The 14,755-nt window shown below is 47.5% G+C and carries 12 protein-coding genes; 8 read left to right on the top strand and 4 right to left on the bottom strand.

The features are described 5' to 3' along the window. Window positions 1-11: 11 nt before the first annotated feature. Window positions 12-734, top strand: a complete 723-nt coding sequence (locus NC796_RS06010) for a RagB/SusD family nutrient uptake outer membrane protein (RefSeq protein ID WP_310683007.1) — start codon at window positions 12-14, stop codon at window positions 732-734. On the opposite strand, the gene NC796_RS06005 is transcribed toward NC796_RS06010, so the two are convergent. Genes NC796_RS06005 through ileS form a run of 3 tightly spaced genes read right to left on the bottom strand, consistent with a single transcriptional unit; the run spans window position 693 to window position 5,063 of the window. Then, a complete protein-coding gene (locus NC796_RS06005; protein ID WP_310683005.1) occupies window positions 693-1,457 on the bottom strand; it encodes a signal peptidase II in 765 nt (254 codons plus the stop codon). The two genes, NC796_RS06010 and NC796_RS06005, sit on opposite strands and share 42 nt — an antisense overlap. An 18-nt stretch (window positions 1,458-1,475) precedes the next feature. After that, window positions 1,476-1,880, bottom strand: a complete 405-nt coding sequence (locus NC796_RS06000; protein WP_310683003.1) for a TraR/DksA C4-type zinc finger protein — start codon at window positions 1,878-1,880, stop codon at window positions 1,476-1,478. A 12-nt stretch (window positions 1,881-1,892) separates the two neighbouring features. Next, window positions 1,893-5,063 (bottom strand): isoleucine--tRNA ligase, encoded by a 3,171-nt coding sequence (ileS, locus tag NC796_RS05995; protein ID WP_310683001.1) that lies wholly within the window; start codon window positions 5,061-5,063, stop codon window positions 1,893-1,895. 373 nt (window positions 5,064-5,436) lie between these two features. Between ileS and NC796_RS05990 the strand changes: the two genes are divergently transcribed. The 7 genes from NC796_RS05990 to NC796_RS05960 all read left to right on the top strand — a co-directional run bounded on the left by NC796_RS05990 (window position 5,437) and on the right by NC796_RS05960 (window position 12,814). Continuing rightward, window positions 5,437-5,952 (top strand): low molecular weight protein-tyrosine-phosphatase, encoded by a 516-nt coding sequence (locus NC796_RS05990; protein ID WP_310682999.1) that lies wholly within the window; start codon window positions 5,437-5,439, stop codon window positions 5,950-5,952. A gap of 277 nt (window positions 5,953-6,229) precedes the next feature. Continuing rightward, window positions 6,230-7,096, top strand: a complete 867-nt coding sequence (locus tag NC796_RS05985; RefSeq protein ID WP_310682997.1) for a fructosamine kinase family protein — start codon at window positions 6,230-6,232, stop codon at window positions 7,094-7,096. Between the two features lie 101 nt (window positions 7,097-7,197). Then, entirely contained in the window at window positions 7,198-7,938 is a 741-nt protein-coding gene (locus tag NC796_RS05980; protein WP_310682995.1) for a helical backbone metal receptor, read from the top strand. A gap of 306 nt (window positions 7,939-8,244) precedes the next feature. Next, on the top strand, window positions 8,245-9,951 hold the full coding sequence (locus NC796_RS05975; RefSeq protein WP_310682993.1) for a tetratricopeptide repeat protein: 1,707 nt from the start codon (window positions 8,245-8,247) through the stop codon (window positions 9,949-9,951). Between the two features lie 12 nt (window positions 9,952-9,963). Further along, complete coding sequence (locus NC796_RS05970; RefSeq protein ID WP_310682991.1) at window positions 9,964-10,725, top strand: DUF4292 domain-containing protein; 762 nt, start codon at window positions 9,964-9,966, stop codon at window positions 10,723-10,725. Further along, entirely contained in the window at window positions 10,722-12,038 is a 1,317-nt protein-coding gene (locus NC796_RS05965) for a peptidoglycan DD-metalloendopeptidase family protein (RefSeq protein WP_310682989.1), read from the top strand. The genes NC796_RS05970 and NC796_RS05965 overlap by 4 nt, the downstream gene beginning before the upstream one ends. Before the next feature lie 314 nt (window positions 12,039-12,352). Further along, on the top strand, window positions 12,353-12,814 hold the full coding sequence (locus tag NC796_RS05960) for a hypothetical protein (RefSeq protein WP_310682987.1): 462 nt from the start codon (window positions 12,353-12,355) through the stop codon (window positions 12,812-12,814). Between the two features lie 978 nt (window positions 12,815-13,792). Here the strand turns inward: NC796_RS05960 and NC796_RS05955 are convergent. Then, the gene (locus NC796_RS05955; protein ID WP_310682985.1) at window positions 13,793-14,749 is read right to left on the bottom strand and encodes a YpdA family putative bacillithiol disulfide reductase; all 957 of its coding nucleotides are present in this window, start codon (window positions 14,747-14,749) and stop codon (window positions 13,793-13,795) included. Between the last annotated feature and the right edge of the window lie 6 nt (window positions 14,750-14,755).

The raw sequence follows: 14,755 nt of genomic DNA, 5'->3' as shown, positions 1-14,755 counted from the left end.
AGACTACAGATATGAAACGCCTTATCCCCGTCCTTTTGCTATTGATGCTAAGTATGACCGGTTGTATGGATCATTTTCTAAATAATGAGCCGGAAGATTCGCTTTCGCCACAAAATTTTTATGAAAGTGAGCAGGATGCAAGAGCTGCTATCTACAGTGTGTATGAACGGCTTGGTACACCCAGTCTCTATAACCTGAACGGGGTGATGTACATCCTGGATAACGCTTCTGACGAAGCTCGTCCATATGGCGCCAATGCCGAACGGGTGGCTATTAACGACTATTCCGTTACCGAGCTGAATACTATAACTTCTGGCTGGTGGAAAATCTCTTTTCAGATTATTAACCGGGTGAATGCAGTGACAACGAATATGCCGGGCACCGATATGGATCCCGAATTGCGAGCCAGCATTGTGGGCGAAGCAAAATTCTTGCGGGTGTTGGCTTATTTTAACTTGGTCCGCATGTACGGCAAGATTCCCATAATCACACAGGAAACCGAGAATTTTGAGGATATAAGGAAGCCCCGGTCCCCGGTCGACAGCGTATATGCACAGATTATAAGTGATTTGAAAGGAACGCAGGAGGTACTTCCCGTTTCGTACAATGCCGATGATCAAGGACGGGCCACGGTAGGTGCAGCAAAGACACTGCTGGCCAAGGTGTATTTAAAAGATAAGCTGGTAGGTAAGCTACAGGCTGATGTTTTTCTTGCCCGGGCTGTCAGATTTTGAGGAACCTGAATCCATTGTATTATCTTTTCCCTCGAGTCCTGTTTCCCCTGTATCCTCAACCTGTGATTCAGTCTCCTTCTCCAGCGGTGTTGATTCGGTAGGATTCAGATCAGTGTCCTTTTTTTCGGGGGAAAGTTCGTTAGATGTGTTCGGGGAGTTGGCATGCTCCAAGACGGGGCTTTCTGGTTCTCCATTTTTGCCTTCTTCATCATCAACCGGCAAAATACGCTGGTGAAATAGGAGCAGGGAAAAGATGGCAACGCTTATCGATATGTCAGCTACATTGAAGATATAAGGGAAAACGGGATACCCGTCAATCCGGAGGGTGAAGTGAATAAAATCGATGACATGCCCTTCCAGGATACCGCCATAAGCCCCGATGTATCCCATAACAAGACGGTCAATGATATTGCCAAAAGCTCCTCCTAAAACCAACCCCATGCAGAGTAGGTAGCCAATGTTGGCACGATCGAGAGAGCGCAGGATATATACGATAATCCCAATCGTAGCCAGGATGGCGATACCACTTATGACCGGCGTGCTGGCCCAGTCCATGCCCAGGGCCATCCCGGGGTTTTGGGTGTAGTGAAAGGATAGCCACCCGGGAATGATATCCCAGTTCTGTAGCGATGGAGTGGTGCGCACCATATGCTTCGTTATCTGATCGATAATAATTACGATCAGGGCGGGCACAGATAGTGCAATGAGCTTTTGATTCTTCAAGAAAAAGTCCGGCTTAGGTTATCGGCGTTTTAGCTTGGCTTCTATGCTGAGCTGTGTATGGGGTACTGCCTCAAGTCGACCTTTGGAGATCTTCTTGCCGGTGACCTTGCACACACCATATGTTTTGTTATTGATGCGCTTCAGTGCATCATCAAGGTACCTGATAAATTTACGAGTCCGGTTATAGAGCATGTACGTTTTTTCGCGCTCCTGGGCATCAGTGCCTGCGTCAGCCATATGGAACGAATAAGCCGACTCATCGGAGGCGTTCTCCATGCTTTCACGGAGGGAGTTCTGCAGAGATTCAAGCTCCTGCTCTGCTTCGTCCCGTTTTTTAATGATTATTTCTTTGAAATATTCCAGTTCTTCATCAGTATAAGGGGAAATACGTTCCTGCTTATCATTGTTACTTTTTGCAGCCATATCACTCTCGTCTTAGTTAGGGTTTCGTCTAATGGAAATCGTGCAATCTTCTTCCCCGATTTCCCACGTTTTCACAAAGTCAAAAACTTCAAGTTCTTCTGTTGATATCTTTTCAGCCAGTGTTTCCCGCTTGATATATTCGTCCATCGATTCTACCGCTTTCTCAAGGGTATCAGAGCCTTCAAATCCGATCATAATTCGATCCACTACATCAAAATCGGCTTCTTTGCGCATGTTTTGAATGCGGTTTACAAATTCACGGGCAAGCCCTTCCTGCATGAGCTCTGTTGAGAGCTCGGTGTCCAGTGCAACACTGAGGCCATTTTCGGTTTCCACCGACCAGCCTTCCAGCCCGGTACGGCTAATTTCAAGATCTTCGCTACCTAGCCGGACGACGCCGTGTTCGCCAAGATCCAGCTCAATCGACCCGGTCTCTTCAAACTTGGTAATCTCTTCGGTACTCAGCTCCTGTACTTTGGGAGTGATCGATTTCATTTTTTCTCCCATCTTCTTTCCAAGCACAGGAAAGTTCGGTTTTGCTGATTTCCGTACAATGCCGGAATCATCATCTACAAACTGAACTTCTTTAACGTTCACCTCATCAAGAATAATACCTTTGACCGATTCTACCGCCTGCCGATCTTCCTGCTCATCAATCGGTAGGATGATGCGTTGCAGCGGCTGTCGTACGTTGATCTCAATTTTGTTCCGGAGGCTCAGCACCATGGATGAAATCTGGCGTGCAATTTTCATCCGATGTTCCAGCGACTTGTCAATAGCGGTTTCCTCTACCGTAGGGTAAAAGGAGATATGCACTGATTCCTCATCTTCGCCGGTTACCTCATTGAGCTGTTGGAAAAGCCATTCACCCAGGAATGGCGCAAACGGACTAATCAGCTTGGCCACATCCAAGAGGCATTCAAATAACGTTTGATAAGCCGCGGTCTTGTCCAGGCTTTTGCCTTCCTTCCAGAACCGGCGGCGATTGCGGCGGACATACCAGTTACTCAGCTCTTCTACAAAATCCTCAATCTCGCGTGCCGCCTTGGTTGGCTCGTATTCATCAAGGTATTCATCCACCTTTTTGACTACCGAGTTAAGGCGGGATATGACCCAGCGGTCCATCTCAAGACGATCTGCGCTTGGGATCGGCGACCCTGAATAAACAAAGCCGTCGATATTGGCATACATCGCAAAGAACGAATAGGTGTTGACCAGCGTATTGAAAAACTTCCGCTGAGTTTCCTGCAGACCTTCTTCACTGAATTTCAGGTTTTCCCAGGGTGATGAGTTGCTCATCATGTACCATCGAACCGTATCAGCTCCATATTTCTGGATTACTTCAAACGGTTCTACGGTGTTGCCCTTGGACTTACTCATTTTGTTGCCGTCTTCATCGAGCACCAGCCCGTTGGAAACAACATTTTTGTAGGCTGGTTCATCAAACAGCATCGTTCCGAGCGCGTGAAGGGTATAGAACCATCCGCGTGTCTGGTCAACTCCCTCGGCAATGAAATCGGCCGGGAAGTTGGTTTTAAATTTCTGCTTGTTTTCAAAAGGGTAGTGCCACTGTGCAAACGGCATGGCACCCGAATCGAACCAAACGTCCAGCAGATCGGGCACGCGGCGCATTGTGCCACCGTCCGGACCTTCCCATGTCAGATCATCGATATGGGGTCGATGCAGGTCGATCTCTTCATCATCGGAAAGACCGGCTTTTTTCTTAAGCTCTTCTACGCTGCCGATGCACTCCACATACTCGGGATCCTTGTCACTGACCCACAGCGGGAGCGGCGTTCCCCAGTAGCGTTGGCGGGATATCGCCCAGTCCACGTTATTTTCCAGCCAGGTGCCAAAGCGTCCGCTGCCGGTGCTCGGCGGCTTCCAGTTAATATCCTTGTTGTATTTCACCATCTTGTCCTTCACATCGGTGGTGCGAATAAACCAGGATTCCACCGGATAGGATATCAGGGGCGTGCCTTTGCGCCAGTCGAAGGGGTAGTTGTGCACGTAGGTTTCGTGCTTGTACATCAGGTACTTGTCTTTGATGGCGCGGGCAATCTCTTTGTCGGCATCCTTGAACCACTGCCCTTCAAAATCGGGCGCCAGTTCGGTGAATTTGCCGTCTTCATCGATGGGATTAAACATCGGGATGCCGGCTTCCTGGCAGGTTTCGTAGTCATCAGCACCAAATGCGGGAGCAGTGTGGACAACGCCTGTACCCTCTTCCGTCGTTACATAATCGGCCTCAATGACTCTCCAGGCATCATCTTTGTCATATTCCTCCAGCGCAAAATCGAAAACGGGTTCATATGTCCACCCGATCAGCTCTTTGCCTTTGTATTCTTCTACAATCTCGTAATCATGGTCTATGTTTTCATCAATACAATCTTTGGCCATGACGTAGTATTCGGTACGGTCGCCCTCTGATAGCTTGATTTTGGCATAATCCAGCTTGGGATTAACCGCCAGCGCCATATTAGAGATGATCGTCCAGGGCGTGGTTGTCCAGGCCAGGAAGTAGGTGTCTTCCGACATCCGCAGTTTGAACTTCACGAAGATGGAAGGATCCTGCACCTCTTCATATCCCAGGCTTACCTCATGAGAAGAGAGCACAGTGCCGCTGCCGGGAGAATACCACTGAATTTTGTATCCCTGGTAAATAAGCCCCTTGTCAAACAGCGTTTTAAACGCCCACCATATTGACTCGATGTAATCATTCTCGAATGTTACATACGGGTCGTCCAGATCTACCCAGTACGCCATCCGATTGGTTAGGCGGTCCCAAAGGTCCTTGTATTTGAGGACGCTTTTACGACAGTTGTCATTGTATTTGGAGATCCCATACTCTTCAACCTGGGCACGGCCTTCAAGGCCCAACTCCTTTTCAACTTCAATTTCAACGGGCAGACCGTGGGTATCCCACCCCGCTTTACGCTCAACTTTATATCCTTTAAGCGTTTTGTAGCGGCAGAAAAGATCTTTGACAGTTCGTGACATCACATGATGAATGCCCGGCTTGCCGTTTGCTGTTGGGGGACCTTCATAGAAAGTGAAGGGAATACCCTCTTCGCGTGTAGAAAGACTTTTTTCAAAAATGTCATTCTCTTTCCACCACTTGAGTGTTTCAACCTCAAGTTTAGAAAAATTAAGCTGCTTTACTTCTTCAAACTGTTTAGCCATAAGGTCGATTTGGGTCGACAATTATTTTTTTAAAACCTGAAATATACAAACTTTCGCATTTATATCGTTGCGCAAATAACTACGTGTATCCGCACACTTCGGGTGAAAATAGCGGTCAAGATACAAGTTTTGATCGTTCTGTTCATATTATTTCGCTGTAAATCTTATAAAACAGTGAAAAATTAAACAGAATAAGCAGTAAATAATCAAGGCAAATGAACGGATTGGTCATTTTCTGAATTTATTTTTAGATCCACCTGGGTTACCTTTGCCCTTGTATTTTGTATTGTGATGTTCAAGTGGCCTCAATACAGGTTTGCTAAATAAATTAGTTTAGTTGTCATTTTTTAACCCATTATAAACTTAGCTTGCTATGGAACAAGCGCTTCAAAAGAAAATTTCCAAAGAAAATCCCTTTAAAATTGTATTTGTTTGCCTGGGCAATATCTGCAGGAGCCCGACAGCAGAAGGTGTTTTTCAGCATATCGTAAATGAACGGGGGTATCAAGCTTACTTTGAGATCGATTCGGCGGGAACTTCGGCCTTTCATGGGGGAGAGTCGGCTAACAGCAAGAGCCAACAGATTGCCAACAAGCACGGGGTCCAGTTGCACTCAAAGTCGAGAAAGTTTGAGTATCCCGACCTTGAGTACTACGATCTTATTTTGGCAATGGATCACGACAACCTGGGCAATGTGAAGAGCCTGGATCGCAAAAACAGGTTTAATGAAAAGATTGCCCTGATGCGTGATTTTGATCCCCAGCCCGGCGACGGTGCAGTGCCCGACCCCTATTATGGCGGCATGCAGGGCTTTGAGAACGTCTTCCAGGTAGTGAAAAGAAGCTGTGAAGCACTTCTTGATGAGCTGGAACAGCAGATTGAAGATTGATGCGTGATACGTAATGCGTAATTCATTTACAGGTGTGTTCAGTCCCGTATTTCGCATTATTCGACAGTTGGGAGGCAGTTGTACTGCCGATCTCTCTGTCCACAATGTACTGCGAGCTTCAGCTCGCAAAAAAAAAATTGGGATAGCGAGCTAAAGCTCGCTGTACATGTTCAAGATTCATAACAGGCTATGCTTCACTAGATACTTACGGATTACACATCACACTTTTTAATCACCACTCATTACTCAAGATTCTAGGACCCAGGACTAAAAAGTCATGATTCGAGACACACTCAAGTCGCAAATTCAGGAGGATACAGGGCAAGCCATTGTTTCTACGAGGCGAGCCTCTGGTGGAAGTATAAACCAGGCTGCGTTGGTTGAACTGGAAAACCGTGGCACCTGCTTTCTGAAATGGAATACTACTGCTGACCCTGACCTTTTTGTCAAGGAGGTAAAAGGACTGCACCTGTTGCGATCGGTGGGGACTGATCTCATAGTGCCGGAGGTTATCAAACAGGGAACCTATGGGAATGGCATTGGCTATCTGCTGCTGGAATATATCAAGGAGGGCAGTGCCGGGGCTGCTTCCTCCGAGGATTTTGGTCGTCAGCTGGCTGAGCAGCATAAAATTAAAGAAGAGCAGTATGGGCTGGATCATGACAACTACATCGGAAAACTGCCGCAGTCGAACAGCCGGCATAATGATTGGACGGAGTTTTTTATCCAGGAACGGATGGAACCACAGGTGAAGATGGGACTGGATTCAGGCAGATTTTCTGCCGGCATCACATCCGCCTTTCAAAAAATGTATCGCCAGCTACCGGATATTTTCCCAGACGAGCCACCCAGCCTGCTGCACGGGGATCTGTGGGGCGGCAACTACTTTTTTAACACTGATGGGAAGGCTACGATTTATGATCCGGCTGTCTATTACGGAAACAGGGAGATAGAAATCGCGTTTACACATATGTTTGGTGGATTTTCATCCGGTTTCTATAGCGCCTATAATGAGGTATGGCCGCTGGCACCGGGATTTAACAACCGCAAGGATATTTACAATTTGTATCCCCTGCTGGTTCATACCAACCTGTTTGGCGGGCACTATGGCCGGCAGGTAAAATCCATCGTCCAGCGATTTTAGGGCAATAAGTAGAGACGCATCGAATGCGTCTTCCTTAAATCAGAATCAGATTGAAATTTTGACGGATTCGATCCGTCTCTACTCATGAATAATATCACAAAATGGCATCTTACCAACGAATTATTAGCCTCGTTCCCAGCCTCACCGAGCTTTTGATCTACCTGGGATTGAAAGAAAACCTGGTGGGACGTACCCGTTTTTGTATTCACCCGCAAGAAGACATCGCTGATATTCCCATCATTGGCGGTACTAAAAACCCCCGGATTGACAAAATTAAAAAAGCTGCTCCCGATTTTATCCTGGCTAACAAAGAGGAGAACAGGAAAGAGGATATCGAAGAGTTGGAGCAGGATTTCCATGTCCACCTGACCGATATCACAACTATTGAAGATGCACTGATTAGTATGCATGAACTGGGTAAGTCGTTCGGGAAAACCGAACAATCAGATGAGTTGGCGGGCAAGATAAGTGACTTGCTAGAACAGCGGCCGGATGAGCCCCCAATTCGAGCGGCGTACCTTATCTGGCGCGATCCCTGGATGACGATCGGCTCCGACACCTATATTAACGACGTGATGGGCCACTGGAAGTTGGACAATGTGTTTGACGATCAACAGCGGTACCCAAAGATAACACTACAAAGTATCAAGCAGCGGGATCCCGAGCTGGTGCTGCTCAGCAGCGAACCCTATCCATTTAAGGAAAAACATGTTGAAGAAGTACAGAAAAAACTCCCTAATACCCGAATTTTGCCAGTCGAGGGCGAATGGTTCAGCTGGTACGGGTCGCGCATGCTGGAGGCTTTTGAGAAACTGAATGTCTGGAGAAAAGCCATTGCGTAGTTTTAATGTGCAATGAGTAACAAGTAATGCGAAATTGAGTGTGCACAGCGAGCTTTACTTCTGGGCTAAATAGGTCGCAAATGCAACTGCCTCTAAACTGCCCTGTTTAGCCTTAGACATGTGACTTTACGACCTGCGACTTTAGACCTCCAAGCTTTGAAGGAAAAATCTCAGGACTCCTACTTTCTACTTGGTACTTTATACTCATAATTTCACACTTTCTACTATTCACTTAGAGTTGTACTATTAACCCTTTATTGCCGTTGTAAATTCTGCGGAATGACGCTGTAATTTTTGATTTTAGTTATGCACCCAAACAATCTATTCTATTTACTTATCATCGGGCTCCTGCTGCCACTGTCTGTGCAGGCTCAGAACGTTAACGTTCGTGATTCAGCGGAAAATGAACGTGTTGAGGCTCATGCTGAGTACATCAAAGGACTCGAGGAGTTTGAGAACGAAAACTACCAGAATGCCCTTGACCATCTGACTGTTGCATATTCAACTCTTCCGAATCATGCCGGGGTCAATTACGCACTGGCCGATGCCTATATGGCGGTGGATGACCTGTCGAATGCCGCATTTTACGGGAAGAAGGCGGCTGATCTGGACCCTGAGAACAAGTGGTATCATCTAAAACTGGCGAATATCTACCGGCGTGCCGGCAAAAACCAAGCTACGATTGAAGAGCTCAAACTGGCCCTGAAATACCATCCGAACGCCACCGATGTGATGTCGGAGCTGGCCAGCGTCTACTCTCAGCACGGGGAACATCTTGAATCCAACAAGATATACAACCAGCTGTTGAATATGACGGGTCCCGATATCGGGATATTCCTGCAAAAGCTACAGAATTTTAACGAATTGGGAATGCGCGACTCCGCCATTGTACAACTAAAAAAAATCCGTAGGCTCGATCCTGACAACCTTTCCACGCTCCATATGCTGAGTAACTATTACCTCGAAATAGACCAGCCACAACAGGCAAAGAAGATGCTCCGGGAAGCGCTTGATAAAAATAACCGCGATCCCAAAACGCTGGTAATGCTCTCTGATATTTATGTGGAAGAAGCCCAGTGGGATAGTGTCGGAACACTTCTTGGCAATGTCGTTTCGGATCCCATCATCAAGCGGCAGGCCAAGCTGGATGTCTCGCAGTACCTCTTTTCACGCTACCAGCAGTCTCCCAACAACGACTCATTGAAGCATGCACTGGAGCAGATACTGCAAAAGTTTGTAGAAAGTGAGCCGGAGTATGGTGCTGCACATGCCTTGGCCGCCGACTATTACCTTAATGAAAACAACAATACCAAAGCCCTGGAGGCCCTTGCCAAAACCAATGAGCTGGCCCCGAGCAACGACATGGCGTGGCGGCAGCGTATCCAGCTTTTGCTGGCAGAAGGGAGATATAACGAGGTTATTGAGGCCGGGAAAAAAGCCGATGAGCATGTTCCCCAGGACCCTTTTGTGCTCTACTTTGTCGGGAACGCCCACCTCGCAAAGGGCAATCAACAGGAATCCCTGGAGTGGTTTGAGAAAGCAGCACAGGCCCCAGCCCGAAAGCCGTTTAAATCCGCAATTTACGGTTCCATGGGCGATTCCTATTCAGCGCTGGACCAGTGGGAGGAGGCTAAGAAGGCTTATGAGCAGGCCCTTTCGCTTGATCCCCAAAATCACAATACACTGAACAATTACGCCTACTACCTTTCAGAGCGAGGTGAACAGCTTGATAAAGCGGAGGAGATGGCACTCAAGGCCATTGAGTTGGCGGAAGACAATCCATCTTATCTCGATACCGTGGGATGGGTCTATTACCAAAAAGGGAATTACGATAAGGCACGGCGTTATATACAGGCTTCAATCGATACGGGCGGTGCTAGTGCTGAGGTACTGGAACATATGGGTGATGTGATGCAGAAATTGAATAATACATCAGAAGCCAGGGAGTGGTGGGAAAAAGCGCTCCAGAAAGACCCGTCACGCAGTCATTTAAAAGAAAAAATCGTGCAGTAAAGGACTATTAATTTGCAGATTAAACTATTGTTATATGTTCTGGCGGCAGCTACCCTGATAGCAGCCTGTTCAACACCCAAGATAGCGACGGTGGACAATGACCGGGAGTTCGGTCCTTCTGCCGCTTCACCGGATTCCATTCTGGGCCATTTGCCTGACTATTCCGAAACTCTGAACACTCTTCAGGGTAAAGGCAAGGCGATTGTGAGTGAACCGGGCAATAGCGAACGCGTTACAATTTATTTTGCAGGCAACCGTGAGAAAAGCCTGGTTACGATCAAAAATTCACTGGGCATTGAGGGCGGCCAAATCCTGTCGGAAGGGGATTCTCTCCTGGTTTATAACAAGGTAGATAAAGTGGCCCGAAAGATATCTGTCAGGGATGGTAATGTGACGAGCGTGGGGCACCTCGCATCAGTAAACGTTCTGGAGATGATGAACTTTGTCCCCCAAACTGCAGAAATCGATAAAATTTTAGAATCGGAGTCCAGTTATCTTCTTGTGATGCAAAATGGAACAAAAGTGTATATTGATCAGGATAACAATGATCTGCTTCAGGTAGACCAACCCGCGCAATCCGACCTCCCGTATTCCCGCATTGTGTATGATGCATACGGACGTATTGACGGATTCAAACTTCCGCGGAGAGTTACTATCTTTAGCGCAGACGGTCAGTCAAAAGTAGCGCTGTTAATTCAATCGCTTGACGTGAACCCGGGTTCGCTGGATCTGGAAATTGATCTGCCGAATGACGTAAAACTTGTGACGCAATGAAACGAATACTTCTGATATTCTTTACGGCCCTGCTGCTGGCGCCCTGCCTTGGGTATGGCCAGACAGGGGAATTTAAAGAACGACGCGAGGAGCTGGTGAAAAAACAGGAGGCCACTCGTGCCGAGATAAATGAAATCAACAATCAGATCAGCCAGTACGAAGAGCGGCTGGTGCTGGCCGAAGAGAAGTACGACAGGCTCTACAATCAATATGAGGATCTGAAACGACTCATCGCCCTGCAGGACCAAAAAATATCGAAGCTGGAGACCGAGCTTATTCATATCCGGGAAGAGATATCGGTTAACGAACAGCAGATCACGGAAAATGAAAAGGAGCTGCAGCGGCTGGTGGAGAACTATAAAGAAACGCTGACCTACGTCTATAAGCACGGGCGGACCTCTCACCTGGCACTTATTTTTTCCTCTTCTTCTGTAAATCAGATGCTGGTCCGTGCCTACTACCTGAATAAGTTTGAGGACCACCGCCTCAAGCAAACCCGGGAAATTAAGGAGGCCACCCAAGAGCTGGAGCAAGCAAAGTCTCAGCTCGAAGAGGCACGAGAGAAAAATACGGCTGTCCTTGCGGAAATCCGTGAAGAGAAAAAGGAGTTAGCTGAAAAACGGGACAAACAGGAAAAAAATGTGCGATTGTTACGCCGAAATCGGGAACAGATTGAGGAAAGTATTGCGCAACACAGGCAGCAAAAGCAGCAGCTTGACGAAACACTCACTTCAGTTATTGCTGAAATAGAACGAATACGAAAACTGGAGGCCGAGCGGGAGCGAAAGCTGGCGGAGGCAAAGTCCATTGAAAATGATGCGGAACGGGCCCGTGAGGTTGCAAAATATTCCAGACCCATTGAGGGGAATACCGCTTCTGAAGAAGAGCTGACAAACCTGGAGCAGTCATTCGCCAAGCAAAAAGGACAGTTGCGGTGGCCGGTGGAGAGCAGTACTATTTCCGAGCATTTTGGTCGGCGTCGGCACCCGGTTTATGGCACCGTTACCGAAAACCTGGGCGTTGAAATTGTGACAAAACCCAGGGACGTTGTCCGTGTGGTGCACGATGGCTATGTTGTGGCCGTGCAGCCGCTGCCGGGATATGGCGATGTGGTGATCGTAAAACACGGCAAATACATAACGGCATATGGTAATTTAAGCCAGGTGATGGTTCGTAAAAACGCCGTACTTGAGGCCGGAGATGCTATCGGGCTGGCCGGTGATCAGAACTCGGCGCGCGGAGAATCTGTATTTTTTATGGTTCGCGAAGGCAACCAGAACCTGAATCCTGAAGCTTGGCTGGCTAACAAGTAGGCTGGCTTTACCCATATCCCTGAATCTGGATAACCTCTCATATTTAGCTACGCATTTCTTATTTTGAAGACAAACATAACGCGTTAAGGGGTTTAATGAATTGTTTGATAAGAACAAAGCCTTCGTGTCATCCCGGACTCCGTTCCGGGATCTCGTGAGGAATCTCAGCGTTGGTATGATTGGTTTAATGATCAACGTCTAACGACCTTACCAGATCGTGATCCCGAAAGCTTTCGGGACAGGATGAAATGGTAGCTTTTGCAACCCTAAACGCGTTAAGCACAGATAATTTTCAATAGTATAGCATTGTATTCATGGAAAGCAGGTACCGCACATTTGCGTACATCACCGCCTCAATTGTTTTTGGCTTGTTGTTTGTCATCTTTACCAATGGTTTTTTTGTGTATGTAAACTATCCCGGCTGGGTGGGATATGTAACACTCTTCGCCTATGGACTGGTGCTGGTAAACCTGAGCTACGGTATGAACCAGCGATATACCAAAAAGAATAAGTTTCCCTCGAACGTCAGTTATGTGATGGCAACGCTGCTGGTGGTTCCTACTCTTATCTGGATATATACCAAGGAAACGGCCCTGGCCGAGAGCCGGATGGTCTTTACGCTCACCATAATTTTCGCCGTGTATTTAGGAGCTTATTACGGGATCAAGACCGGCAGCAGAAAGCGCATCGATTACCTGGAGACCCTTCGGGAAGAGGAGGAAGACAACCTGCCGGAGGACCTGCAACGCCCGCATGATGATATAAGTCGGAACTGATTGCCCTGCCTAACGTCAATTCGAAATAAGATTTCTTAGCCGTGTTCAAGTAATTAACGTCAGTTCGAGATAAAAAACTCTCATTGTGAGGAATTCAGTGAAATCCAGCGGCAATTTCCTATGCGTAAACAAAAAACAGATGAGGAGATCGCCGCGTCGACCGCATCGTTGAGCCAAACACCTACACCAAAGCCTCATCGCGATATCCATATCTCGAACCCAGGTTAAGCCGGGCCTCCTCACGAGGGGTTTTGAATAAACGCTGGTGAAAATTTCCTATTTATAAGATTAACGCGCTTACCAAGACGACTATCTCATACATAGTGAGACCATCGTCTCATACTTACCGAGACCATAGTCTCACAGACCTTGAGACGACTATCTTAGTGTCTACGAGACGACCGTCTCAATTAATTTAGCACCTCCTCTGAAATGCAAAAATATTTAGCGTCAGTTCGAGACAGAACCTGTCATTGCGAGGGATTAAGTGGTTATCGGGATCCCGAAAACTTTCGGGAGGCAATCTCCCGGCGGGTGAACAGAAAATGGACGGGGGGCGCCACGTCGACCTCAAGATGGAGCCGGCTACTATCAAAGACGCCTCCTCGCGATGACAGCTATAATTTTTGTGATCTTTATATCGAACTGAGGTTAATTAACTCCATGCTTGGTCCCAATGCTCTGCGTTGGGACCTGTTGGGACGCTCTGCGTCCAGTTAACCACAGAGATACGAGTGAAAGAGGGGCTCCCTCCGCAAAGCGGACGGAAGCGAGCAATGGGTCAAAGAGGAAGCGTTAAGAAAAGGTCTGTGATTTTTTAGCGGACGCAGAGCCATACAGGTCAAGTTTACCCAGCCGGCGATTCATTTGTTCATTTCTTTAGTCCGACCACTGGCGGATTTGATCGTTCAAAAAATGAACACTTCACTGAGGTGGAAAAGGTTTTAACCAATAGGGGCATTGAATGTTAAATCCTTCTTATGCCAATTTCTGCTGGATATCATCCGCGATATGCCGGGCGTGAACGCGAGTGTTTTCGATGAACAGGCTGCTCGTATCCATTCCCCCGCAAACAACACCAGCCACATACATGCCATCGCGCTTGGTTTCCAGTGTTTCAGAATCATAGATCGGCATCATTTTTTCATCATCAGAGAGCTCAATGCCAAATTTTCTCATCAGCTTGAAGTTGGGTTTATATCCGGTGAGTGCCAGCACGAAGTCATTGGGAATAATCTTTTCTCCTTCCGGGGTGTCCAGAACGACCTCTTTCTCCCGGAACTCAACTACTTCTGTATTAAAATAAGCCTTAATCTCATTCTTCTTAATCCGGTTCTCGATATCCGGCTTAACCCAGTACTTCACGGTCTCTTTGATACCATCGCCACGAATCGCCATCGTCACGTTGGCCCCGGTGCGATAGGTTTCGAGGGCGGCATCAACCGCAGAGTTCCCAGCGCCCACGATCAGCAGGTCCTGCCAGGCATAGGCGTGGGCTTCATCGTAATAGTGGTTCACTTTCGGCAGTTCTTCCCCGGGCACGTCCATCTCTCTCGCAATGTCGTAAAAGCCTGTGGATACCACAATTTTGGAGGCAGCATACTCATCTTTGTCGGTTACGACCGTGTAATTGCCGTCCTTGCCATTGATATTCTGTACCTCTTCATAAAGGTGCACCGGTAACTCGTAACTTTCGGCGGCCCGCCGGTAATATTCCATCGCTTCGCGACGGGTGGGTTTGTGGCCATGTGAGATAAATGGGATGCCCCCGATCTCCAATCGGTCAGAAGTGGAGAAGAAGGTCATATCCTTCGGGTAGTTGTAGATCGAGTTCACCAGGCATCCGCGCTCAATAATTTTGAAGGGAACATTTCGCTGTTTCAGTGCAATGCCGGTAGCAAGTCCAATAGGTCCGGCACCTACGATGATTACCATTTGTAA

The sequence above is a fragment of the Aliifodinibius sp. S!AR15-10 genome (assembly GCF_031569985.1).
In the GTDB taxonomy this organism is placed as follows: Bacteria; Bacteroidota; Rhodothermia; order Balneolales; family Balneolaceae; genus JAMQKA01.
The sequence above is the reverse complement of the archived record's forward strand: the minus strand, read 5'-3'. Positions and strand labels throughout refer to the sequence as shown.